This is a genomic window from Bacillus stercoris, from assembly GCF_029772985.1.
Taxonomy (GTDB): Bacteria; Bacillota; Bacilli; order Bacillales; family Bacillaceae; genus Bacillus; species Bacillus stercoris.
In genome coordinates, this window is the sequence record NZ_CP121861.1 from 356,418 (window position 1) to 378,394 (window position 21,977).

At 47.8% G+C, this 21,977-nt stretch carries 22 protein-coding genes and 1 pseudogene; 18 read left to right on the forward strand and 5 right to left on the reverse strand.

Annotated elements, in window-relative coordinates; translation table 11 throughout:
• The first annotated feature begins 63 nt into the window (after positions 1-63).
• The 5 genes from cydA to QA442_RS01910 all read left to right on the forward strand — a co-directional run bounded on the left by cydA (position 64) and on the right by QA442_RS01910 (position 6,813).
• A complete protein-coding gene (gene cydA / locus QA442_RS01890) occupies positions 64-1,470 on the forward strand; it encodes a cytochrome ubiquinol oxidase subunit I (protein ID WP_095431081.1) in 1,407 nt (468 codons plus the stop codon).
• The gene (gene cydB / locus QA442_RS01895) at positions 1,454-2,470 is read left to right on the forward strand and encodes a cytochrome d ubiquinol oxidase subunit II (protein WP_069838425.1); all 1,017 of its coding nucleotides are present in this window, start codon (positions 1,454-1,456) and stop codon (positions 2,468-2,470) included. Before cydA ends, cydB begins: the two co-directional genes overlap by 17 nt.
• Positions 2,470-4,173 (forward strand): thiol reductant ABC exporter subunit CydD, encoded by a 1,704-nt coding sequence (cydD, locus tag QA442_RS01900; RefSeq protein ID WP_095431082.1) that lies wholly within the window; start codon positions 2,470-2,472, stop codon positions 4,171-4,173. Before cydB ends, cydD begins: the two co-directional genes overlap by 1 nt.
• A complete protein-coding gene (cydC, locus tag QA442_RS01905) occupies positions 4,170-5,897 on the forward strand; it encodes a thiol reductant ABC exporter subunit CydC (RefSeq protein WP_095431083.1) in 1,728 nt (575 codons plus the stop codon). Before cydD ends, cydC begins: the two co-directional genes overlap by 4 nt.
• An 85-nt stretch (positions 5,898-5,982) precedes the next feature.
• Complete coding sequence (locus QA442_RS01910) at positions 5,983-6,813, forward strand: NAD(P)H-hydrate dehydratase (RefSeq protein WP_095431084.1); 831 nt, start codon at positions 5,983-5,985, stop codon at positions 6,811-6,813.
• 13 nt (positions 6,814-6,826) lie between these two features.
• Here QA442_RS01910 and QA442_RS01915 read toward each other — a convergent pair whose 3' ends face one another.
• Positions 6,827-8,200: a cytosine permease gene (locus tag QA442_RS01915; protein WP_014665910.1), complete on the reverse strand. Its 1,374-nt coding sequence runs from the start codon at positions 8,198-8,200 to the stop codon at positions 6,827-6,829.
• A gap of 213 nt (positions 8,201-8,413) precedes the next feature.
• On the opposite strand from QA442_RS01915, the gene sigY reads away from it, so the two are divergent.
• Genes sigY through QA442_RS01945 form a run of 6 tightly spaced genes read left to right on the forward strand, consistent with a single transcriptional unit; the run spans position 8,414 to position 11,317 of the window.
• The gene (sigY, locus tag QA442_RS01920) at positions 8,414-8,950 is read left to right on the forward strand and encodes an RNA polymerase sigma factor SigY (RefSeq protein ID WP_014665908.1); all 537 of its coding nucleotides are present in this window, start codon (positions 8,414-8,416) and stop codon (positions 8,948-8,950) included.
• A complete protein-coding gene (locus tag QA442_RS01925; RefSeq protein ID WP_040081385.1) occupies positions 8,943-9,263 on the forward strand; it encodes a YxlC family protein in 321 nt (106 codons plus the stop codon). Before sigY ends, QA442_RS01925 begins: the two co-directional genes overlap by 8 nt.
• The gene (yxlD, locus tag QA442_RS01930) at positions 9,260-9,466 is read left to right on the forward strand and encodes a sigma Y negative regulator YxlD (RefSeq protein ID WP_069838429.1); all 207 of its coding nucleotides are present in this window, start codon (positions 9,260-9,262) and stop codon (positions 9,464-9,466) included. Before QA442_RS01925 ends, yxlD begins: the two co-directional genes overlap by 4 nt.
• Positions 9,463-9,651, forward strand: a complete 189-nt coding sequence (gene yxlE / locus QA442_RS01935) for a sigma Y negative regulator YxlE (protein ID WP_003227293.1) — start codon at positions 9,463-9,465, stop codon at positions 9,649-9,651. Before yxlD ends, yxlE begins: the two co-directional genes overlap by 4 nt.
• 5 nt (positions 9,652-9,656) lie before the next feature.
• Positions 9,657-10,544: an ABC transporter ATP-binding protein gene (locus QA442_RS01940; RefSeq protein WP_069838430.1), complete on the forward strand. Its 888-nt coding sequence runs from the start codon at positions 9,657-9,659 to the stop codon at positions 10,542-10,544.
• On the forward strand, positions 10,541-11,317 hold the full coding sequence (locus QA442_RS01945) for an ABC transporter permease (protein WP_095431085.1): 777 nt from the start codon (positions 10,541-10,543) through the stop codon (positions 11,315-11,317). The genes QA442_RS01940 and QA442_RS01945 overlap by 4 nt, the downstream gene beginning before the upstream one ends.
• A gap of 5 nt (positions 11,318-11,322) precedes the next feature.
• Here QA442_RS01945 and QA442_RS01950 read toward each other — a convergent pair.
• Positions 11,323-11,679, reverse strand: a pseudogene (locus tag QA442_RS01950) (MFS transporter); the annotation flags it as partial.
• Positions 11,680-11,779: 100 nt separating this feature from the next.
• Positions 11,780-13,423, reverse strand: a complete 1,644-nt coding sequence (katX, locus tag QA442_RS01955) for a catalase KatX (RefSeq protein WP_095431086.1) — start codon at positions 13,421-13,423, stop codon at positions 11,780-11,782.
• A gap of 129 nt (positions 13,424-13,552) precedes the next feature.
• Between katX and QA442_RS01960 the strand changes: the two genes are divergently transcribed.
• The 7 genes from QA442_RS01960 (at position 13,553) to licH (ending at position 19,903) form a co-directional block, all read left to right on the forward strand.
• Positions 13,553-14,143, forward strand: coding sequence for a DNA-3-methyladenine glycosylase (locus QA442_RS01960; RefSeq protein WP_080488014.1), 591 nt, complete (start codon positions 13,553-13,555; stop codon positions 14,141-14,143).
• 28 nt (positions 14,144-14,171) lie between these two features.
• Positions 14,172-14,330, forward strand: coding sequence for a hypothetical protein (locus QA442_RS01965; RefSeq protein ID WP_095431146.1), 159 nt, complete (start codon positions 14,172-14,174; stop codon positions 14,328-14,330).
• Positions 14,331-14,490: 160 nt separating this feature from the next.
• Positions 14,491-16,416 (forward strand): transcriptional regulator LicR, encoded by a 1,926-nt coding sequence (licR, locus tag QA442_RS01970; RefSeq protein WP_095431087.1) that lies wholly within the window; start codon positions 14,491-14,493, stop codon positions 16,414-16,416.
• A gap of 128 nt (positions 16,417-16,544) precedes the next feature.
• Positions 16,545-16,853, forward strand: coding sequence for a PTS lichenan transporter subunit IIB (gene licB / locus QA442_RS01975; protein ID WP_069150575.1), 309 nt, complete (start codon positions 16,545-16,547; stop codon positions 16,851-16,853).
• A gap of 15 nt (positions 16,854-16,868) precedes the next feature.
• Entirely contained in the window at positions 16,869-18,227 is a 1,359-nt protein-coding gene (licC, locus tag QA442_RS01980; protein ID WP_014665896.1) for a PTS lichenan transporter subunit IIC, read from the forward strand.
• 18 nt (positions 18,228-18,245) lie between these two features.
• Positions 18,246-18,578, forward strand: a complete 333-nt coding sequence (gene licA, locus QA442_RS01985; protein WP_040081398.1) for a PTS lichenan transporter subunit IIA — start codon at positions 18,246-18,248, stop codon at positions 18,576-18,578.
• Entirely contained in the window at positions 18,575-19,903 is a 1,329-nt protein-coding gene (gene licH, locus QA442_RS01990; protein WP_040081400.1) for a 6-phospho-beta-glucosidase LicH, read from the forward strand. Before licA ends, licH begins: the two co-directional genes overlap by 4 nt.
• Positions 19,904-19,935: 32 nt before the next feature.
• On the opposite strand, the gene QA442_RS01995 is transcribed toward licH, so the two are convergent.
• The gene (locus QA442_RS01995; RefSeq protein WP_040081401.1) at positions 19,936-21,027 is read right to left on the reverse strand and encodes a branched-chain amino acid aminotransferase; all 1,092 of its coding nucleotides are present in this window, start codon (positions 21,025-21,027) and stop codon (positions 19,936-19,938) included.
• A gap of 140 nt (positions 21,028-21,167) precedes the next feature.
• Entirely contained in the window at positions 21,168-21,926 is a 759-nt protein-coding gene (locus tag QA442_RS02000) for an SDR family oxidoreductase (protein ID WP_095431088.1), read from the reverse strand.
• Positions 21,927-21,977 lie beyond the last annotated feature (51 nt).

Consider the following 21,977-nt stretch of genomic DNA (forward strand, 5'->3'; position numbering starts at 1 on the left):
TTTGGTTCTATTTGTGAAGTGGTGAGCAAATTAACAGATTCAACCGGAAATGGAGGAGAAAGCATGAGTGAATTGGTATTAGCCCGCATACAATTTGCATCTACAACGTTGTTTCATTTCTTGTTTGTGCCGATGTCTATCGGGCTTGTGTTTATGGTTGCGTTGATGGAGACTCTTTATCTTGTGAAGAAAAATGAGCTGTATCTCAAAATGGCAAAGTTTTGGGGACACTTATTCTTAATAAATTTCGCAGTCGGTGTTGTAACGGGGATTTTGCAAGAATTCCAGTTTGGACTGAACTGGTCTGATTACTCCCGTTTTGTCGGAGATGTATTTGGCGCTCCGCTTGCGATTGAAGCCTTATTGGCGTTTTTTATGGAATCTATTTTTATCGGATTATGGATATTTGGCTGGGATCGCCTGCCGAAGAAAATTCACGCTCTCTGCATATGGCTCGTATCATTCGGAACGATCATGTCATCTTTCTGGATTTTAACAGCAAACTCCTTTATGCAGGAGCCGGTCGGCTTTACGATCAAAAACGGCCGCGCGGAAATGAACGACTTTGGCGCGCTGATCACAAACCCTCAGCTTTGGGTTGAATTCCCGCACGTTATTTTCGGTGCGCTTGCCACCGGGGCTTTCTTTATTGCCGGAGTGAGTGCTTTTAAACTATTGAAGAAAAAAGAAGTGCCGTTCTTTAAGCAATCTTTTAAACTCGCAATGATCGTTGGCCTTTGTGCAGGTCTTGGCGTCGGCCTTAGCGGACACATGCAGGCTGAGCACTTAATGGAATCACAGCCGATGAAAATGGCTGCCAGTGAAGGCCTGTGGGAAGACAGCGGTGACCCTGCTGCTTGGACCGCTTTTGCGACGATCGATACAAAAAATGAAAAAAGCTCAAATGAAATCAAAGTTCCTTATGCCTTGAGCTACTTGGCTTATCAGAAATTCAGCGGAAGTGTCAAAGGGATGAAGACACTTCAAGCTGAGTACGAAAAAATATACGGAAAAGGCGACTATATTCCGCCGGTCAAAACGACATTCTGGAGCTTCCGCATCATGGTTGGCGCAGGCGTTGTCATGATTCTTGCAGCGTTAGGCGGCCTTTGGCTGAACCGCCGCAAAAAGCTTGAAACCAGCAAATGGTATTTGCGCATCATGATCGCTTTGATATCCTTCCCGTTTCTTGCGAACTCCGCGGGCTGGATTATGACAGAAATCGGGCGTCAGCCTTGGACGGTTATGGGCTTGATGACAACGGCTCAATCCGTGTCGCCTAACGTAACAGCGGGCTCCTTGTTATTCTCAATCATCGCATTCGGTGTGATGTACATGATTCTGGGCGCGCTGCTTGTCTTCTTGTTTATCCGTGAGATTAAAAAAGGTGCCGAGCATGATGATCATCATGAAGTGCCTGTATCAACAGATCCATTTAGTCAGGAGGTATACCATGGCATCTCTTCATGATCTTTGGTTCATACTCGTTGCTGTATTGTTTGTAGGATTCTTCTTTTTGGAAGGCTTTGATTTCGGGGTCGGCATGGCGACCCGTTTTCTTGGCCATAATGAATTAGAACGCAGAGTGCTGATCAACACGATCGGGCCGTTCTGGGACGCGAATGAAGTGTGGCTTTTGACTGGCGCAGGCGCCATTTTCGCGGCATTTCCAAACTGGTATGCAACGATGCTGAGCGGTTATTACATTCCGTTTGTCATTGTGCTGCTTGCGTTAATGGGCCGCGGGGTCGCGTTTGAGTTCCGCGGCAAGGTGGATCATTTGAAATGGGTAAAGGTTTGGGACTGGGTCGTTTTCTTCGGCAGTCTGATTCCTCCGTTTGTGCTTGGTGTTCTGTTCACGACATTATTCCGCGGAATGCCGATTGATGCTGACATGAACATTCACGCACATGTATCTGATTATATCAATGTATATTCTATACTTGGCGGTGTGACGGTAACACTTCTTTGCTTCCAGCACGGATTAATGTTTATCACGCTGCGTACGATTGGTGATTTGCAAAACCGCGCCCGGAAAATGGCACAAAAGATAATGGGTGTTGTTTTTGTAGCGGTTCTTGCCTTCGCGGCTCTTTCTGCGTATCAGACAGACATGTTTACACGCCGCGGAGAAATTACCATTCCGCTCGTTGTTTTGATTGTCATCTGCTTTATGCTCGCGGCTGTATTTATCCGTAAGAAAAAAGACGGCTGGACATTTGGGATGACAGGCGCTGGTCTTGCGCTGACCGTGGGAATGATCTTTATTTCCCTATTCCCTCGCGTAATGGTCAGCTCGCTTCAAAGCGCATACGATTTAACAGTAGCTAACGCTTCTTCCGGTGATTATTCGCTTAAAGTCATGTCAATTGCAGCATTAACGCTATTGCCGTTCGTCATCGGCAGCCAGATCTGGAGCTATTATGTCTTCCGGAAGCGCGTCAGCCATAAGGAGCCTATGACTTATTAATGGGAAAAGACCTGTTTCGATATAAAGGAATGAAGCGGATTCTCACCGTGATTACTTGTTTAACGCTGATTCAGACAGCCGCTATTATTATGCAGGCAGAGTGGCTGAGTGAAGCCGTAACCGGACTGTTCAATGGGAAGAGCATTGCCTCCCTGTTTCCGGTGATCGGCTTTTTCCTCATCGCTTTTATCGCCCGGCACGGGGTGACGGTGGCGCGCCAGAAAATCGTCTATCAATATGCCGCCCGGACAGGAGCAGATTTGAGAAAAAGTTTTCTTGATCAGCTGTTCCGTTTAGGCCCCCGCTTTGCAAAGAAAGAGGGCACGGGGCAAATGGTGACGCTGGCGATGGAAGGCATCAGCCAGTTCCGCCGCTACCTGGAGCTGTTTCTGCCGAAAATGGTCAGTATGGCGATTGTGCCTGCGGCGGTTGTCATTTATGTGTTTTTCCAGGATCGTACGTCGGCCGTCATTTTAGTAGCAGCGATGCCGATTCTGATCATTTTTATGATTCTCCTTGGCCTTGTCGCACAGAGAAAAGCGGATCGCCAGTGGAAATCCTATCAGAGACTTTCCAATCATTTTGTTGATTCTCTTCGCGGGCTGGAGACATTGCGTTTCCTAGGTTTGAGCAAGTCACACAGCAAAAATATTTTCTACGTGAGTGAGCGGTATCGCAAAGCAACAATGAGCACACTCCGGGTGGCGTTTTTATCATCATTCGCCCTCGATTTCTTCACGATGCTGTCGGTGGCGACAGTCGCGGTGTTTCTGGGCCTGCGCCTGATTGACGGCGATATTTTGCTTGGTCCCGCTTTAACGGCGCTTATTCTGGCGCCTGAGTATTTTCTGCCGGTGCGGGAAGTGGGGAATGATTATCATGCAACGCTGAACGGCCAGGAAGCAGGAAAAACCATTCAAGAGATTTTGTCACAGCCTGGTTTTAAAGAAGAGACGCCGCTTCAGCTCGAGGCTTGGGGTGATCAGGATGAGCTGAAGCTGTCAGGCGTGTCAGTCGGCCGTTCGGTGTCTGATATTGATCTGTCTTTCAAAGGTAAGAAAAAAATCGGCATTATCGGTGCAAGCGGTGCCGGAAAATCAACATTAATTGATATCCTCGGCGGATTTTTAGAGCCGGATGGCGGGATGATTGAGGTGAATGGCACAAGCCGGTCCCATTTGCAGGACGGCAGCTGGCAGAAAAATCTTCTGTACATCCCTCAGCATCCGTACATCTTTGATGATACGCTTAGCAATAACATTCGCTTCTACCACCCAAGCGCTTTGGCAGAGGATACAGTCCGTGCCGCTGCTGCGGCGGGTCTGACGGAGCTGGTGGATAAGCTTCCTGACGGATTAGAGGGGCGAATCGGGGAAGGCGGCCGGGCGCTCAGCGGCGGACAAGCACAGCGTGTCGCGCTGGCCCGCGCCTTTTTGGGAAACCGCCCGATTCTGCTGCTGGATGAGCCGACCGCCCATCTTGATATCGAAACAGAATATGAAATAAAAGAAACGATGCTGGATTTATTTGAGGATAAGCTCGTCTTTCTCGCGACTCACCGCCTTCACTGGATGCTTGATATGGATGAAATTATCGTGCTTGACGGGGGCAGGGTTGCGGAAATCGGGACTCACGATGAACTGCTGAAGAAAAACGGTGTGTACACCAAACTCGTGAAGGCACAACTGGGGGAAAGAGCATGAAGAAAGAAGAATGGATTTTGCCGTATATTAAGCAAAATGCCCGCCTGTTCGTTCTGGTTATCTTTTTGGGTGCGGTGACGATTTTTTCTGCTGCTTTCCTTATGTTCACCTCAGGGTTCTTGATTTCTAAAGCAGCGACAAGGCCGGAAAATATTCTTCTTATTTATGTGCCGATTGTCGCTGTCCGCACCTTTGGGATTGCACGGTCGGTGTCGCGATATGTGGAACGGCTCGTCGGCCATCACATCATTTTGAAAATCGTATCCGACATGCGCGTCCGCCTTTACAATATGCTTGAGCCGGGTGCTTTGATGCTGCGTTCCCGTTTTCGCACAGGGGATATGCTCGGCATTTTGTCTGAGGATATTGAGCATTTGCAGGATGCTTTCTTAAAAACGATTTTTCCTGCGATCTCAGCCTTGTTACTGTATGCTGTGTCAGTGATAGCGCTCGGCTTCTTCTCTTGGCCGTTTGCCATCTTGATTGCGCTGTATTTGTTTGTTCTCGTTGTATTGTTTCCGGTTGTGTCTTTGCTCGTGACGAGAGCGAGGAATGCGAAGCTGAAAAGCGGACGGAATGTGCTGTACAGCCGTTTGACAGATGCCGTGATGGGTGTCAGCGATTGGATGTTCAGCGGACGCCGGCATGCTTTTATTGATGCGTATGAAAAAGAGGAGCATGATTGGTTTGAGCTTGAACGGAAAAAACAACGCTTTACAAGATGGCGGGACTTTGCTGCGCAATGCCTTGTCGCCGGTCTTATTTTGCTGATGCTCTTTTGGACAGCAGGACAGCAAGCGGACGGCGAGCTCGCTAAAACGATGATTGCCGCTTTTGTGCTTGTGGTGTTCCCGCTGACGGAAGCCTTTTTGCCGCTTTCGGATGCCTTAGGCGAAGTGCCGGGCTATCAGGATTCTATCAAACGCATGAACAGGGTGGCTCCTCAGGCGGAGGCATCACAAACAGAATCAGGAGCACAAACGCTTGATCTCCAAGATGTTACCCTGTCCTTTCGTGATGTGACGTTTTCTTATGACAACAGCAGCCAAGTGCTTGACAACTTTTCCTTTACGCTGCGCCAAGGAGAAAAAATGGCGCTGCTTGGCCGAAGCGGCTCTGGGAAATCAACGTCGCTTGCATTAATCGAAGGCGCCTTAAAACCGGACTCCGGTTCTGTAACGTTAAACGGAGTGGAGACAGCGCTGTTAAAGGATCAGATTGCTGATGCGGTGGCTGTGTTAAATCAAAAACCGCACCTGTTTGATACAAGTATTTTGAACAACATCAGGCTCGGAAACGGAGAAGCAAGCGACGAGGATGTGCGCCGTGCCGCAAAGCAGGTCAAGCTGCATGACTACATTGAGTCGCTTCCTGACGGATATCATACCTCTGTACAGGAAACGGGCATCCGTTTTTCTGGTGGAGAGCGCCAGCGGATCGCACTTGCGCGGATCTTGCTGCAGGATACGCCGATCATCATTCTTGATGAGCCAACAGTCGGCCTCGACCCCATCACTGAGCGTGAATTGATGGAAACGGTGTTTGAGGTGCTGAAAGGAAAAACGATTCTATGGATTACACACCATCTCGCGGGAGTGGAAGCAGCCGATAAAATCGTATTTCTCGAAAACGGCAAAACGGAAATGGAAGGAACCCATGAGGAGCTGTTGGCGGCAAACGAACGATATCGCCGCCTGTATCACCTTGATGTTCCTGTAAAATAAAAGACAGCCCTAAAAGGCTGTCTTTTTTGTTTGAAAAAGAAAAGGTACAGGAAAAATAGGAAAAGAAAGCAGAGGAGGGATAGAGATGAATATTCCATTTTGGACGGAGGAGCATGTGAGGGCCTCGCTCCCTGAAAGAGATGCCGAGAGCCATAAAGGCACGTACGGTACGGCCTTGCTGCTGGCGGGAAGCGACGACATGCCGGGCGCGGCGCTTCTGGCGGGGCTCGGGGCGATGCGGAGCGGTCTCGGCAAGCTTGTCATCGGCACGTCTGAAAGCGTGATCCCGCTGATTGTTCCTGTTCTGCCTGAGGCGACCTATTGGCGTAACGGCTGGAAAAAAGCGGCGGAGGCTCAGCTTGAAGAGAAGTACCGGGCCATTGCCATCGGATCAGGTCTTCCGCAAACGGAAAGCGTACAGCAGGCAGTCGATCATGCACTTGCGGCGGATTGCCCTGTTGTTTTGGATGCCGGAGCGCTGGCAAAGCGCACATATCCGAAACGGGAGGCGCCTGTCATCCTTACGCCGCACCCGGGCGAATTTTCCCGCATGACAGGAGTGCCAGTGAACGAGCTGCAAACCAAAAGAGCGGAGCATGCAAAGGAGTGGGCGGCTCGGCTGCAGACTGTCATTGTATTAAAAGGAAATCAAACCGTCATCGCGTTTCCTGATGGCGACTGCTGGCTCAACCCAACCGGAAACGGGGCGCTCGCCAAAGGCGGAACCGGTGACACGCTGACGGGCATGATATTGGGGATGCTCTGCTGCCATGAGGACTCAAAGCACGCCATATTAAACGCAGTCTATCTGCACGGCGCGTGCGCCGAGCTCTGGACGGACGAGCATTCCGCTCATACGCTGCTTGCTCACGAGCTCTCTGACATGCTGCCCCGCGTGTGGAAGCGATTTGAATGATAAAAAGCTGTCTTCATAGAGAAGACAGCTTTTCTTGATACCCCGCCCGTTTTTTCAGACGCGGTTTCATTAATACATAGTAAAGCACAGAAGGCACGGCCAGGCCGACAATCCATGCGATGTCTCCGCCGCCAAACATTTTGGCTAGCGGTCCGATGTAAAAGGTTGTATTGATAAACGGAATTTCCAACAAGATGGACAGAACGAACGCAATCGTGGTGATCCAATTGACCTTTCCATAAGGCCCGTTTACATCGAACATGGCTTTGACTTGATACTTTCCGTGGCGGACGAAGTAGTAATCGACTAAATTGATGGCCGTCCATGGAATTAAGAAATAACTGATAAAAAAGATAAAACTCAAAAACAGCTCCATAAAATTGCTTTGCCCCAGCAGGCTTAAGACTGTGCCGACAAGCGTGACACCCAGGATCATGGTGATTCTGACTTTGGGCGTGACTTTTAATTTCAGAAACGGCTCCAGCGTTGTTGTCGTGGACATGAAAGCTCCATACAGGTTAAAAACATTGATTGCCATTTGTCCAAATAACACAATGATCAGCATAATAAATGAGAAGGGACCGAACAATTGGACAATCTGGCTTCCTGAGTTTGCCGTAAAGTCAGGCAGTGCAGTTGTCAGCAAAGCGCCGAGCAGCATCATCCAGATGGAGCTGACAGACGTACCTGCATAGCTGTACCAAAATGTTTTTGAAGCCGGTGTTTGGACTGGCAAATATCTTGAATAATCGGCAACATACGGCGCGTAGGCAAGCTGCCACGTCGCAACTGCGCTGACTGCCACCAAGAAAATGGGCAGATCAACTGCTCCGGGAATCCAGCTGCCTGCCGGAATAGGCAATTGAAAAATAAGAATCGTTGCAGCGAAAAACACAGCAAAAGAGGTCCAAGAAAGGATTTTTTGCATTTTGTGAATCAAATCATGACCGAAAATGGTGAGTAAAAAACATACGGCGCTTAAGCCTATAATGCTCCATGATCCCGGGATGGGAACAAAGCTGCTTAAGGTTCCGGCCGCCAAAATCGTGCTGCTTGCGAAGAAACCAAGGTAGATAAACATGACTAAGAAGAGGGGAAGAATCGCTCCAATTACGCCGAATTGGGCACGGCTTTGAATCATTTGCGGGATGCCAAGCTGAGGGCCTTGCGCGGAATGAGACGCCATAAATATGGCACCGATTAAGGTTCCGCAAATAATAGCGGCAACACTCCAAAATAAATTAAGTCCCATTGCAACGGGAATCGTGCCGGTCACTAACGTGGTGATATGCATATTAGCCCCGAACCATACGGGAAATAAATCTTTCGCTTTACCATGTCTTTCTTCATTCGGAATATATTCAATCGTTCGCCTTTCTACTTTCAATGCATCGTCCTCCATATTGGATGTTTTTTTGAAATCGACATAAAGTCATAGCTTAACAGACTATGAGGGGGTTTACAAATAAGGATATGCAGCCAAACGTCTGGGAAGCCTGATCTGTCAATGGCTGAAAAGAATTGTAAAAAAAGATGAACGCTTTTAAATCCGGTGTCGTCACATAAGGCAGAAAAACAAAAAAAGGGGGGATCGCGGCCATTGGATACACACGAAGAACAGCAGCTGATACAACAGGCGAAAGAGGGAGACGACGAAGCGTTTACAGCTCTTTTCCACTATCATTATTCTTTTTTATATAAATATTTGCTAAAACTTTCTCTTCATCCTGACCTCAGTGAGGAGCTCGTTCAGGAAACCTTTTTGAAAGGGTACATTCATTTAAGAAGCTTCCAGGGCCGTTCCAAATTCTCCACGTGGCTGATTTCTATTGCATCCAGGCTCTACCTCGATCACCAAAAAAAGAGAAAGAGAGAATGGAAACGGAATCAGGCGGTTACGGAGGAAGCAATCCGCAAGATCAAGTGGGACGTGTCAGTGAAAGGAGCAGAATGGAGCGAAACGCTCGATCTGTTTTCAAAGCTGGACCCTAAACTGCGCACGCCGGTTTTATTAAGGCATTACTACGGCTATACCTACGCCGAAATCGGGCTGATGCTGCAGATCAAGGAAGGCACGGTGAAGTCCAGAGTGCATAAAGGGCTCCAGCAAATCAGAAAGGAGTGGGACGATGAATAAAGAAAAGGTATCTCTTCATTTAAAATCAGAATTGCAGAAAATTGATGAAACAGCCAATCCCTCTATACCGAATCAAAAAGAACTGCTTTACCAGCTGTCACAAATGAAAGCTGAACGCAGAAGAAAACTGCTAAAAGAGATCATCTTATTTGTATTCTGCGCGCTGATGGTTGTGAGTGCGGCGATCCTGGCATTCACTCAAGCTCCCGCTGTGTTTATTGTACTTCAGGTTTGTGTGCTTGCTACCCTGCCGATTTTGATTGTGACCGAGAAAAAAAGACAGCTCGGGGAATGCGAGGTGGAGCGCCGATGACACAAACAGAAATTGTCATCACGGTTACGGCTTATCTCATCGTATTGGCGCAGGGAATCTTTTTATTTATTGATGCGAAAAAACGAAATCGCATGGCATGGGTTTGGGGGATTGTCGGATTGATTACAGCCCCGATGCCGCTGATTTGTTATTACTTTTTTGTCATTAGGCCTGATCGGAAGAAAAGGGGGATCAAGCAATGAATATTTCTTGGGAAATGATTTTGCCGCTGATTGTATTACAGTTGGCTTTGGCGGTGTTTGCTCTCATCAGCTGCATAAAAGAAGAGCGGACAAACGGGCCAAAGTGGATGTGGGCTGCAATTATCGTATGTATCAATATTATCGGGCCGATTTTATTTTTCACCGTCGGCAGAAAGCAAAGGTGAGTGGCATGCTGTCTATTGAGTCATTATGCAAAACATATCGGCATCATGAAGCTGTAAAGAATGTCAGTTTTCACGTGAATGAAAATGAGTGTGTCGCACTATTAGGGCCTAATGGAGCCGGCAAAACCACGACTCTGCAAATGCTGGCCGGATTGCTTTCGCCAACCTCCGGAAGCATTAAGCTGTTAGGAGAAAAAAAGCTGGATCGGCGTTTGATTGGGTACCTCCCGCAGTATCCTGCTTTTTCTTCGTGGATGACCGCAAATGAATTTTTAATATTTGCCGGGCGACTATCCGGTTTTCCAAAGAAAAAGTGCCAAGAGGAGATCGGTGAGATGCTGGAATTTGTCGGTTTGCACGAAGCTGCACACAAAAGGATCGGAGGCTATTCAGGAGGCATGAAACAAAGACTCGGTCTGGCACAGGCACTGCTCCATAAACCGAAGCTTTTGATATTGGATGAACCGGTGTCTGCACTTGATCCGACAGGACGGTTCGAGGTGCTGGACATGATGCGGGAGCTGAAGAAGCATATGGCCGTTCTGTTTTCAACACACGTTTTGCACGATGCAGAGCAGGTGTGTGATCAAGTGGTGATTATGAAAAACGGTGAGGTTTCATGGAAAGGTGAGCTGCAGGAGCTGAAAAAACAGCATCAAACGAACGTTTTTACCCTTACAGTGAAAGAGAAGCTGAAGGGCTGGCTTGAAGAGAAGCCTTACATCTCAGCTATTGTCTATAAGAATCAATCCCAAGCTGTTTTCGAACTGCCTGATATACACGCTGGCCGGTCCTTATTAAGTGATTGTATCCGGAAGGGATTGACCGTCACCCGTTTTGAACAGAAAACCGAGTCTCTCGAAGACGTCTACCTCAAGGTGGTGCACGCATGAAGGTGATGATGGCGCTATTGCAGAAGGAATGGCTGGAAGGGTGGAAAAGCGGCAAGCTGGTTTGGCTGCCGATTGCGATGATGATCGTCGGGCTGACACAGCCGCTGACCATTTATTATATGCCGGACATCATCGAACATGGAGGAAATCTTCCTGATGGCATGAAAATCAGTTTTACGGTGCCCTCCGGGTCTGAAGTGATGGTCAGCACGCTTTCTCAATTCAACACGCTTGGCATGGCTCTGATCATCTTTAGTGTGATGGGCTGTGTAGCCAATGAAAGGAATCAAGGGGTAACGGCGATGATCATGTCACGGCCTGTGACGGCAGCCCATTATATCGTGAGTAAATGGCTCACCCAAAGTGTGATCGGCATTCTGTCGTTCGCAGCTGGATATGGGCTTGCTTATTATTACGTCCGGCTGCTGTTTGAGGACGCATCATTCAGCCGCTTTGCCGCAAGTCTTGGCCTATACGCTCTTTGGGTGATATTTATTGTGACTGCCGGTCTTGCCGGAAGCACGATATTCCGGTCTCTCGGAGCAGCTGCGGCTTGCGGGATCGGCTTCACAGCAGCTGTTTCCTTTGCTGTCTCACTATTCCCAGATCATGCGAAGTGGCTTCCGGCCGAGCTTTGCAAGCAGGCGGAGCATATCCTTCTTCATGGAGAGCGGGCAGATTTTTTCGGATGGTCACTCACTTTCTCCATACTGTGCATCATGCTTCTTGCCATGTTTTCTGTGTGGCGCTTCCAGCGGTATGAAAGCTATTAATTGATCATGCTACCAAACAGCCGGGCGGCCAGCACGAAGAAGAATGAATCAAACACCAGAAATAGCAGGCTGCTTAGGACGGAAAAGCCGAACCCGGCAATTAACAATTGCTTGCGCAAAGAAAACAGGATATCTGACAGAAGGCCGAGCGGGAAGCGCAGAAGGATTTGCGTGACCCCGTAGCTGCCGAGAATGATGCCGATTGCGCCGTATGAAAAGTGCAGATCCTCCAAATACAGGCTGAATACAGGCACATAAATATAGCCTGAAAACCAGAAACAAAATACCATGCATAAAAAAACGGCGTGATCTAAAGCGCCGATTGTTTTTTTCTGAGGAATCAAGTCCTGCTGTAATTTCATTGTTCTCTCCACCCTTTCCTTCCAGTACAACACAATTATTGAAAGCGTTTCAATAGAAAAATAAAAAACAGGACTTCTAAAAAAGCCCTGTTCGCTGTTTTTAATACGGATCAGATGGATGGCTCTCCTGTTCAGCCTGCTTTGCAGCCTGTTCCGTTTCAGTTGTGCCGATCGGCCCGTTGCTGTTGTTTTCGGAAGCTTTTTTCAGCCCTTCCGCGACGCGTTTTCCATAGTCAGGATCAGCTTTTGTGAAATTCTCAATCATCTGATCCTGAATTTCTTTTCGGCACGTAGAAAGCGTATTCACCAAATTCGTAATCAATTCGTTCCGTTCAAATTCAGTAAATCTCCGGTACGTTTCTCCAGCCTGTCCGAAGTTGTTTGTTCTGTCAATCGCTTCACGCTTTACATCACCTTCAACATGAGGGGTATGGTCTTTTCCATCTTGCTTCGCTTCATTCAGCCCGCCCATAATGGATGGCTCATAGTTGACGTGCGGGTTTTGTCCTTCTGCTCTATCAACCCGATATTGCATTTGCCCGCCTTCCTGGTTGGTGGCGACATGCTTTTTCGGCGAGTTGATCGGGAGCTGCAGGTAATTTACGCCTACACGGTAGCGCTGCGTATCAGAGTAGGCAAACGTCCGCCCTTGAAGCAGTTTGTCATCGGAAAAATCAAGACCGTCGACAAGCACCCCCGTTCCAAATGAAGCTTGCTCCACTTCCGCATGGTAGTTTTCCGGATTTTTGTTAAGCACCAATTTGCCGATCGGTTTCCATGGGAAATCGTCTTTATACCACAGTTTTGTCGGATCAAGAGGATCAAAGTCCAGTTCAGGATGTTCATCATCACTCATGATTTGGGCATACACTTCCCACTCCGGATAATCGCCATTTTCGATCGCGTCATATAAATCCTGTGTGGCATGGTTAAAGTTTTTCCCTTGGATCTCTTCTGCTTCCTTCTGTGTCAGGTTGCGGATACCCTGCTTCGGTTCGAAATGGTATTTCACAAGAACGGCCTTGCCCTCCTCATTTACCCATTTATAGGCATGTACCCCTGAACCCTGCATTTGCCGGTAGTTGGCCGGAATGCCCCAAGGCGAAAACAAGAAAGTGATCATATGCGTCGCTTCAGGAGACTGAGAAATGAAATCGAAAATACGTTCACCATCCTGGATGTTGGTCACTGGATCAGGCTGAAATGCGTGTACAAGATCCGGAAATTTCAGCGGGTCGCGGATAAAAAAGATTTTCAGGTTGTTCCCGACCAAATCCCAGTTTCCATCTTCTGTATATAGCTTTACGGCAAAACCGCGCGGGTCTCTCAATGTTTCAGGTGAGTGTTTTCCATGATTCACAGTTGAAAAACGGACAAATGCCGGTGTTTTCTTGCCTTTTTCCTGAAAGAGTTTGGCCCGGGTATATGTTGAAATCGGTTCGTCTCCGAAGCTTCCGTACGCTTCAAAATACCCGTGTGCACCTGCTCCCCTGGCATGAACAACGCGCTCTGGGATGCGTTCTCGGTCGAAGTGGCTGATTTTTTCGAGAAAATCATAGTTCTCAAGCGTTGTAGGCCCTCTGTTCCCGACGGTTCTCACATTTTGGTTGTCAGTAACAGGATGCCCCTGCCTATTCGTTAAGGTATCCTCTGACTCATTTTTCCCGGATGTCTTATGAGAAAGCGCATCCTCGCTGCCCCGGGCATTTGATCCGTGCTGCTTGTTATGATGATCATCTTTCAATGGGTTGACCCTCCTTTTTTGAACGGTAACAATATTCCCTGAATGGAAAGATTTTAAAACAGCCGTTTTTTTTCATCTGCTTCGGGAATGGTACAATGTACAAAAATCGGTAAAAGGAGAGGTCGATTCGTGATGAGAGAAAAAAATCCGCTGCCCATCACGTTTTATCAAAAAACCGCTCTTGAGCTTGCCCCATCGCTTCTCGGCTGCCTTCTTGTAAAAGAAACAGACGAAGGCATAGCGTCAGGCTATATTGTGGAAACAGAGGCCTATATGGGGGCTGGGGACAGAGCGGCACACAGCTTTAACAACCGCCGGACGAAGCGGACTGAAATCATGTTTGCAGAAGCTGGGCGGGTGTATACATATGTGATGCACACTCATACATTGCTGAATGTCGTTGCCGCTGAAGAGAATATCCCGCAAGCGGTATTAATCAGGGCGATTGAGCCGCATGAAGGCCAGCTGTTAATGGAGGAGAGAAGACTGGGCAGGAGTCCTAGGGAATGGACAAACGGTCCCGGAAAGCTCACAAAAGCGCTTGGCGTCACGATGAATGACTATGGGCGCTGGATCACGGAAGAGCCGCTTTACATTGAAAAAGGGTACACACCGGAGCAGATTTCAACCGGTCCGCGCATCGGCATCGACAACAGCGGGGAGGCCCGCGATTATCCATGGCGTTTCTGGGTGACGGGAAACAGGTACGTGTCGCGTTAGCATGTTTAAGCAAGCGGCAATCAGGGGAATGGTTGAGAAAAAAGAAGGGAGAATCGAAGCTTTGAAAAAGATGATCAAAACCGTTTTCAAATGGGCGCCGCTCATTTACCCGATTGTTCGAAAAATCATGAAGGATCGAAAGGCATCTAAACAAAAGAATATGTCAACATCCAGAACAGCCGGCTGACCCCGGCTGTTTTTTATGGGTCAGTTTTCCTCTCGTCCTCCGGATGTTCATTGACTTGCCATTCTCTCCATTATAGAATTTATATACATTTCGCATCCCTTCATCATCCTTTCTGCCTATTCACTGAATCCCTGCATCTACTAGATAGGAGGTTTTTCTCATGCTTCATGGGCGACTTCGTGATATTCTGCGCTTGCTGATGGCGGCTGAAGCCCCGTTGACAAGCTCGTTTTTTGCCGCACAATTAAATGTAACGACGCGGACGGTCCGCAATGATATAAAGGAACTGCAAGGTGTACTAAGCGGCCACGGTGCCTTTGTACAATCGGTAAGAGGCTCCGGCTACAAGCTCAGCATTAATGATGAGCAGACTTTTAGGGTGCTGCTGCAAGATGTGTTTCAGCAAAAAAAGGGCCTGCCGGTATTGCCGGAGGAGAGAATGGCCTATCTGATGAAACGTCTGCTGCTGGCGGATCATTACCTCAAGCTCGATGAACTGGCTGAAGAACTATTTATCTCAAAATCTACACTCCAATCGGATATAAAGGAAGTAAAGAAACGTCTGCTGCCTTACCGCATCGTCATGGAAACACGTCCGAATTATGGCTTCAAGCTGCGCGGGGACGAGGTGCAGATGAGGTACTGTATGGCGGAGTACATCGTCGATGAAAGAGAAACGGAGATGGATGTTTTGAATGAAAAGGCTGATATTTTGCCAAAAGAAGAAATTGAGATCATCCGTTCCGCCATCCTGAAAAAAATGAGAAACGACCGCATTCCTCTGTCCAACTTGGGACTGAATAACCTCATTATCCATATCGCTATCGCCTGTAAACGGATCAGAACGGAAAACTATGTATCTCTTTTCCCTGAAGATATGGATCATATCCTGCATCAAAAAGAATACCAGGCTGCAGAAGCCATCGTAAAAGAACTGGAATCAGCGCTTGCCGTTACGTTTCCGAAAGACGAGACAGCGTACATCACCATGCATCTCCTTGGCACAAAACGAATGACACAATCACAATGCGGAGAGGACACATTTTCAATAGAAGAAGAAACCGATCAGCTGACATTTGCCATGATCAAAGCCGTTGATCGTGAACTGAAGCTCGGCATTCTGCATGACAAAGAGCTGAAAATCGGATTGGCCCTGCATGTGAAGCCTGCGATCAGCCGCAACAGATATGGCATGAATCTTCGAAATCCGATGCTGGCAGCGATCAAGGAACATTACCCGCTCGCTTTTGAAGCTGGGATCATTGCGGGGTTGGTGATAAAGGAACAAACAGGCATCGACATTCATGAAAACGAAATTGGATATTTGGCTCTCCACTTTGGCGCCGCGATTGAACGAAAAAAAACAGAAAGCCCGCCGAAACGCTGTATCATTGTATGCGCATCGGGTGCCGGAAGCGCCCAGCTTCTGCGCGAAAAACTCCGTTCCCATTTCGGCAATCGGCTCGATATTCTTGGAACGGCTGAGTATTACAGTCTTGACCAAATATCCTATGAATCCATTGATTTTGTCATCAGCACCATTCCGATGAAAAAAGAGCTCCCTGTACCCGTACTGAAAGTTAACACACTTTTAGGCGGAACTGACTTTACAAAAATAGAATCCATTCTAAGTGATGACAAGGAAAAAGCAGATCGCTATCTAAGAAAGGAACTCGTTTTTTTTCAGGAGGATTTGCGCACAAAAGAAGAAGTGATTCAATTTTTAGGGCAGAAAGCGGTCGAATGCGGCTATGCAGATGAAGAAATCATAGATTCCATTTTTGAAAGAGAAGACATGTCGCCAACGTGCTTTGGCAATCTAGTTGCCATCCCGCACCCGCTTGTTCCGCAGACAAAAACTACGTTTTGGGCCGTTTGTACGCTCAAAAAACCGATCGATTGGGAGAATCAGCGTGTTCAATTTGTCTGTCTGCTTTGTGTCGAGAAGGAGAACACAACAGATTTGCAAAGCATGTATAAACTTCTGGGCAGCATTTTGGATGACCCGGCGGCGGTGAACCAGCTGATCAAATGCCGTTCGTATCAAGAGCTTTCGGATGTGTTTGACCAAAAAAAGCTAAGCTGACAGCCTGTATATACCTTTTTTCCGTTTCCTGCGGAAAAACCTTGAGTGTTTATGAAAGCGATTTCATAATATGATGATAGCAACAGCAGGATATAACAAGATTGATCAAACTCTAGGGGGTCTTTTACATGAATATATTACTCGTTTGTGCAGCAGGCATGTCTACTAGCTTACTGGTGAGCAAGATGGAAAAAAGTGCGCAGGAACAAGGAAAAGACTATACCATTTGGGCAGTTTCAGGCGATTCTGTACAAAATCATATCGATAAAGCGGATGTACTGCTTCTCGGGCCGCAAGTCCGTTATATGCTTCCGCAGCTCAAAAAATTAGGAGAGTCAAAGGGGGTTCCGGTAGACGTCATTAATACCGTCCATTATGGCACTTGCAACGGGGCAGAAGTGCTGAAATCGGCTGAACAGCTTGGAAATGTGTCATAGAAAGGGGCGGGCTATGTGAATAAAGTCAATCAGATCTTAGAAGAAAAGGTCATGCCTATAGCGGGAAGAATTGCAGGACAGCGTCATTTGCAGGCGCTGCGTGATGGTATCATCCTCACGATGCCGCTGATTATCATCGGTTCCTTTTTCCTTATCATCGGCAATCTCCCAATCCCGGGATACGCTGAGTTTATGGCAAAAACGTTTGGCAGCTCCTGGTCTGAAAAACTGGCCTACCCAGTTGACGCCACCTTTGAAATTATGGGGCTAGTCGCCGCGTTCGGCATCGCCTACCGGCTCGCCGAGAAATACGGCGTCGATGCTTTGTCGGCCGGAGCCATTTCCCTTGCGGCATTTTTATTAGCAACACCTTATCAAGTGCCGTTTACACCGGATGGAGCGACGAAAGAAATCATGGTCGGCGGCGGGATTCCGCTTTCGCTCATGGGAAGCAAAGGCCTGTTTGTCGCCATGATTATCGCGATGGTGTCCACAGAGATTTACCGCCTCATTATCCAGCGCAATTTAGTCTTCAAAATGCCGGACGGCGTTCCGCCGGCGGTAAGCAAGTCATTTGTCGCTTTAATTCCTGGCTTTGCCGTCATCTTTCTGATTTGGGCAGCCCGGCTGGCAGTTGAAGCGACACCGTTTGAAAGTCTTCATAATATTGTAAGCGTTTTACTGGGGACTCCGCTTTCCATTCTTGGAGGAAGTCTTGGAGGAAGCCTTGTCGCCGAAGCCGTCAAAATGCTTTTATGGGCCTGCGGACTTCACGGCGCCAATATTGTCGGCGGCGTCATGGCACCGATTTGGTACGGTGCAATGGATGCCAACCGAATTGCGTTCCAAGCAGGAGAGGAGCTTCCTAAGATTTTCACCCAGCAATTTTTCGATATCTGGGTCAATATCGGCGGAAGCGGCGCGACATTGGCACTGGTTGTCACGATGTTCCTGCGTGCCCGAAGCAAACAAATGAAACAGCTCGGAAAACTTGCGATCGGCCCGGCCATCTTCAATATTAACGAACCGATTATATTCGGGATGCCGATCGTCATGAACCCAATGCTCTTACTTCCGTTTATCATCACGCCGCTTGTCACAGTGACACTCACGTACATCGGAATGAGCACCGGCCTTGTCGCCAAACCGGCGGGTATCGCAGTGCCGTGGACCATGCCGCCGATCTTTTCAGGCTACTTGGCGACAGGAGGAAAAGTCTCAGGCGCGGTCATGCAAGCCATTAATATTGCCGTATCCTTTGTTGTCTACTATCCATTCTTCAGAATGTGGGATAAGCAGAAGCTGAAAGAAGAAAACGATCTGGAGCTGGTCCAAACACCTGCTGCATCAGATGACAAGGAAGCGGCTCTGTAGAGAAAGGAAGTGAATCGCGTGAATGAGAAAATGGAACAAATCATTTTTCAAATTATCCTTCACGGAGGAAACGGAAGGAGCTCCGCAATGGAGGCCATTGCCGCAGCGAAAAGCGGCGACGCAGAAGAAGCGCGGAAAAAGCTTCAAGACGCTGCTGAAGAATTGTCAAAAGCCCATCACTATCAGACAGAGCTGATCCAAAATGAAGCAGGCGGAGATAAGACGGAAATGACGCTTCTGATGGTTCATGCACAGGATCATTTAATGAATGCAATGACAGTGAAGGATATGGCTGCAGAGATCATTGAGTTATATGAAAAAATCACCGAGCAAAGGGGAGCAAGCATATGACAAAAGGATTGAAGATTGTAACGATTGGCGGAGGTTCAAGCTATACGCCCGAGCTAGTGGAAGGGTTCATTAAACGGTATGATGAGCTGCCTGTGCGTGAATTATGGCTCGTCGATATCCCTGAAGGCGAAGAAAAGCTGAATATTGTCGGCACACTCGCCAAACGGATGGTTGAAAAAGCAGGCGTCCCGATCGACATTCATCTTACGCTCGATCGGAGAAAAGCGCTGAAAGACGCAGACTTTGTTACGACTCAATTCCGTGTCGGACTTTTGCAGGCAAGAGCAAAGGATGAGCGCATTCCACTAAAATACGGAGTAATTGGCCAGGAAACAAACGGTCCGGGAGGCCTGTTTAAAGGATTACGCACGATTCCGGTCATCCTTGAGATCGCAAAGGATATAGAAGAGCTCTGCCCGAACGCTTGGCTTGTTAACTTCACAAACCCTGCCGGCATGGTAACAGAAGCCTTGCTTCGCTACTCCAACCTGAAGAAAGTCGTCGGTCTTTGTAATGTTCCAATCGGCATTAAAATGGGCGTAGCCAAAGCGCTTGATGTAGATGTGGACCGCGTAGAAGTCCAATTCGCCGGACTGAATCATATGGTGTTCGGGCTGGATGTTTTCTTGGACGGCGTAAGTGTGAAAGAGCAAGTCATCGAGGCGATGGGTGACCCGAAAAACGCGATGACGATGAAAAATATCTCAGGCGCCGAATGGGAACCGGATTTCTTAAAAGCGCTCAATGTGATCCCTTGCGGCTATCACCGTTACTATTTCAAAACAAAAGAAATGCTGGAGCACGAACTGGAAGCATCACAAACGGAGGGCACCCGCGCTGAAGTCGTGCAAAAGGTCGAAAAAGAGCTGTTTGAGCTCTATAAAGATCCGAACCTTGCGATCAAACCGCCGCAGCTGGAAAAACGGGGCGGAGCTTACTACAGTGATGCAGCATGTAACCTAATCAGCTCCATTTACAATGATAAACATGACATTCAGCCGGTGAACACGATCAATAATGGTGCAATAGCGAGCATTCCGGACGATTCCGCAGTTGAAGTGAACTGTGTGATGACGAAAACAGGCCCTAAGCCAATTGCTGTCGGCGACTTGCCGGTGTCTGTCCGAGGCCTCGTCCAGCAAATCAAATCCTTTGAGCGTGTCGCAGCAGAAGCGGCAGTTACAGGTGACTATCAAACCGCCCTCCTTGCCATGACGATTAACCCGCTTGTCCCGTCCGATACTGTGGCCAAACAGATTTTAGACGACATGCTGGAGGCGCACAAAGCGTATCTGCCGCAGTTCTTCAATAAAATTGAAGCGTAAAAAAGCCGGCCTGTAATGGGCCGGCTTTTTTCTTACTTGCTTTCAGTCAGTGCTGCAACTTCGGTCGTCCATCCGAATTCGTCTGTGACAGCGCCTTTTTGAATGCCTGTAATCGTGTCATATAATTTTTTTGCGATTTCCCCTGTTTCACCATTGTTAATTGACAGTGTTTCACCTTGCCAAATCAGCTCGCCGACTGGGGAAATAACGGCTGCTGTACCTGTTCCGAAGGCTTCTTCAAGGATGCCGTCTTTATGGGCTTGGATGACCTCATCGATCGCAATTTTTCGTTCTGAAACAGGAAAGCCCCAGTGCTTAAGCAAGGTAATGACAGAATTGCGCGTAATGCCTTCCAGGATGCTTCCGTTCAGCATCGGTGTTACGATTTCACCATTGATTTTGAAGAAAATGTTCATGCTTCCGACTTCTTCGATGTATTTCTTTTCGATTCCGTCCAGCCAAAGCACTTGTGAAAATCCTTTCTCTTCGGCTACCTGCTGCGCTTTTAAGCTTGAAGCGTAGTTCCCTGCGGTTTTGGCATTTCCTGTTCCGCCTTTTACCGCACGGACAAATTCACTTTCAACAGCGATTTTGACAGGCTTAATGCCTTCTTTGTAATAAGAGCCGACCGGAGAAAGAATGATCAAGAGCTTATACGTGTGAGATGCCGCAACACCAAGAAAAGGCTCGGTTGCGATGATGAACGGACGGATATAAAGGGATGTGCCCTCCGCATTCGGAATCCAGTCTTTATCAATTGCGACAAGCTGCTTTAAGCCTTCAAGAACCTGTTCTTCATCAATTTGCGGGATGCAGAGGCGGTCGTTTGATTGATTCAGCCGTTCCATATTTTTTTCCGGTCTGAAAAGCAGGACATGGTCATCCTCTGACACGTAAGCCTTTAACCCTTCAAACACGGTTTGGCCGTAGTGATAGACCATTGCGGCCGGATCCATTGATAAGGGCTGATAAGGAATGATTCTTGGATCATACCAACCTTTATCTGCGGCATAGTCCATTACAAACATGTGGTCTGTAAACACTCTTCCGAACGAAAGCTGATTTGGGTCTGGTTTCGGTTTTTTTGTTGATGTCAATTCAACGCGAATCGTTTGTTTAGTCATGGTCAATCTCCCTGCTGTTAAATTGTTTATATTATCAAACTTATTTGAAAATAATTATATTCTATTGTATACCTTCAACAAATAATCGCAATAGGTTTGCTCAAATTTGTAAGAAATTCATATGAAAAAAGCAGGAGAAATTAATTCTCCTGCGAGTTCATTTGCTCGAATACCCTGTCATAATCGGCACGAGTGGCATTTCGAAGACCTTCAACACGTTCATTTGTAATCTCCTGTTTGCCTTCCTGCAAGCCATCCAAGAAATATTGAACATATTCTTCAGTTGAAATGCCCCGGTACGTCAGGCCTTGTTTATCGCGCGATTTTTGGTTTAAGCCTGTGTCCACCATAGGAGGCGCCATTTCAATCACTTCCACGCTTGTATCGCGAAGCTGGTGTCTGAGCGTAAGCGAGAACGAGTGAAGTGCCGCTTTTGTTGCACAGTACACCGGATAAACAGCTAACGGGTTAAACGCAAGCCCGGATGTAACCTGCACGATTGCCGCCTCGGGCTGCTTCATCAAATGAGGCGTGAAAAGGGCGGATAAATGGACAGGCGCTTGGAAATTAAGTTCAATTTCGTCTCCGTCCACAAAAAGCTCCTCTGTCCCTTTTTTAAAGTCAATTTCCTTTTGAATGCCGGCGTTGTTGACGAGAACATTCAGGGCCGGAAATTCCTTTAGCGCCCATTCAAACAATGCTTCCCGCTGCGACCGGTCTGCCACATCACACTGTTTTGTATGGATGTTTGGGAGCTGCTGCTTCGCTTCTGCAAGGCGTGCCTCGCTGCGTCCGCAAATGATGACTTCATTGCCGAGCTCCAGCAGCCGTTTGGCCAGTTCAAGCCCGATGCCAGCAGAACCCCCTGTGATTAAAATCGTATTGCCTGTCATCTTCATTGGATGTAACACCTCTTAATTAAGTTGGCTGTGATTCCTTTACTATTTCAA

Bases quoted from the DNA above. Each gene is read 5' to 3' on its own strand.
- cydD (WP_095431082.1), top strand. From the start codon at position 2,470: ATGGGAAAAGACCTGTTTCGATATAAAGGAATGAAGCGGATTCTCACC.
- QA442_RS01910 (WP_095431084.1), top strand. From the start codon at position 5,983: ATGAATATTCCATTTTGGACGGAGGAGCATGTGAGGGCCTCGCTCCCT.
- QA442_RS01925 (WP_040081385.1), top strand. From the start codon at position 8,943: ATGAATAAAGAAAAGGTATCTCTTCATTTAAAATCAGAATTGCAGAAA.
- yxlE (WP_003227293.1), top strand. From the start codon at position 9,463: ATGAATATTTCTTGGGAAATGATTTTGCCGCTGATTGTATTACAGTTG.
- cydB (WP_069838425.1), top strand. From the start codon at position 1,454: ATGGCATCTCTTCATGATCTTTGGTTCATACTCGTTGCTGTATTGTTT.
- licH (WP_040081400.1), top strand. From the start codon at position 18,575: ATGACAAAAGGATTGAAGATTGTAACGATTGGCGGAGGTTCAAGCTAT.
- QA442_RS01965 (WP_095431146.1), top strand. From the start codon at position 14,172: ATGGTTGAGAAAAAAGAAGGGAGAATCGAAGCTTTGAAAAAGATGATC.
- yxlD (WP_069838429.1), top strand. From the start codon at position 9,260: ATGACACAAACAGAAATTGTCATCACGGTTACGGCTTATCTCATCGTA.
- licR (WP_095431087.1), top strand. From the start codon at position 14,491: ATGCTTCATGGGCGACTTCGTGATATTCTGCGCTTGCTGATGGCGGCT.
- QA442_RS02000 (WP_095431088.1), bottom strand. From the start codon at position 21,926: ATGAAGATGACAGGCAATACGATTTTAATCACAGGGGGTTCTGCTGGC.
- QA442_RS01995 (WP_040081401.1), bottom strand. From the start codon at position 21,027: ATGACTAAACAAACGATTCGCGTTGAATTGACATCAACAAAAAAACCG.
- QA442_RS01945 (WP_095431085.1), top strand. From the start codon at position 10,541: ATGAAGGTGATGATGGCGCTATTGCAGAAGGAATGGCTGGAAGGGTGG.
- cydC (WP_095431083.1), top strand. From the start codon at position 4,170: ATGAAGAAAGAAGAATGGATTTTGCCGTATATTAAGCAAAATGCCCGC.
- cydA (WP_095431081.1), top strand. From the start codon at position 64: ATGAGTGAATTGGTATTAGCCCGCATACAATTTGCATCTACAACGTTG.
- QA442_RS01940 (WP_069838430.1), top strand. From the start codon at position 9,657: ATGCTGTCTATTGAGTCATTATGCAAAACATATCGGCATCATGAAGCT.
- licB (WP_069150575.1), top strand. From the start codon at position 16,545: ATGAATATATTACTCGTTTGTGCAGCAGGCATGTCTACTAGCTTACTG.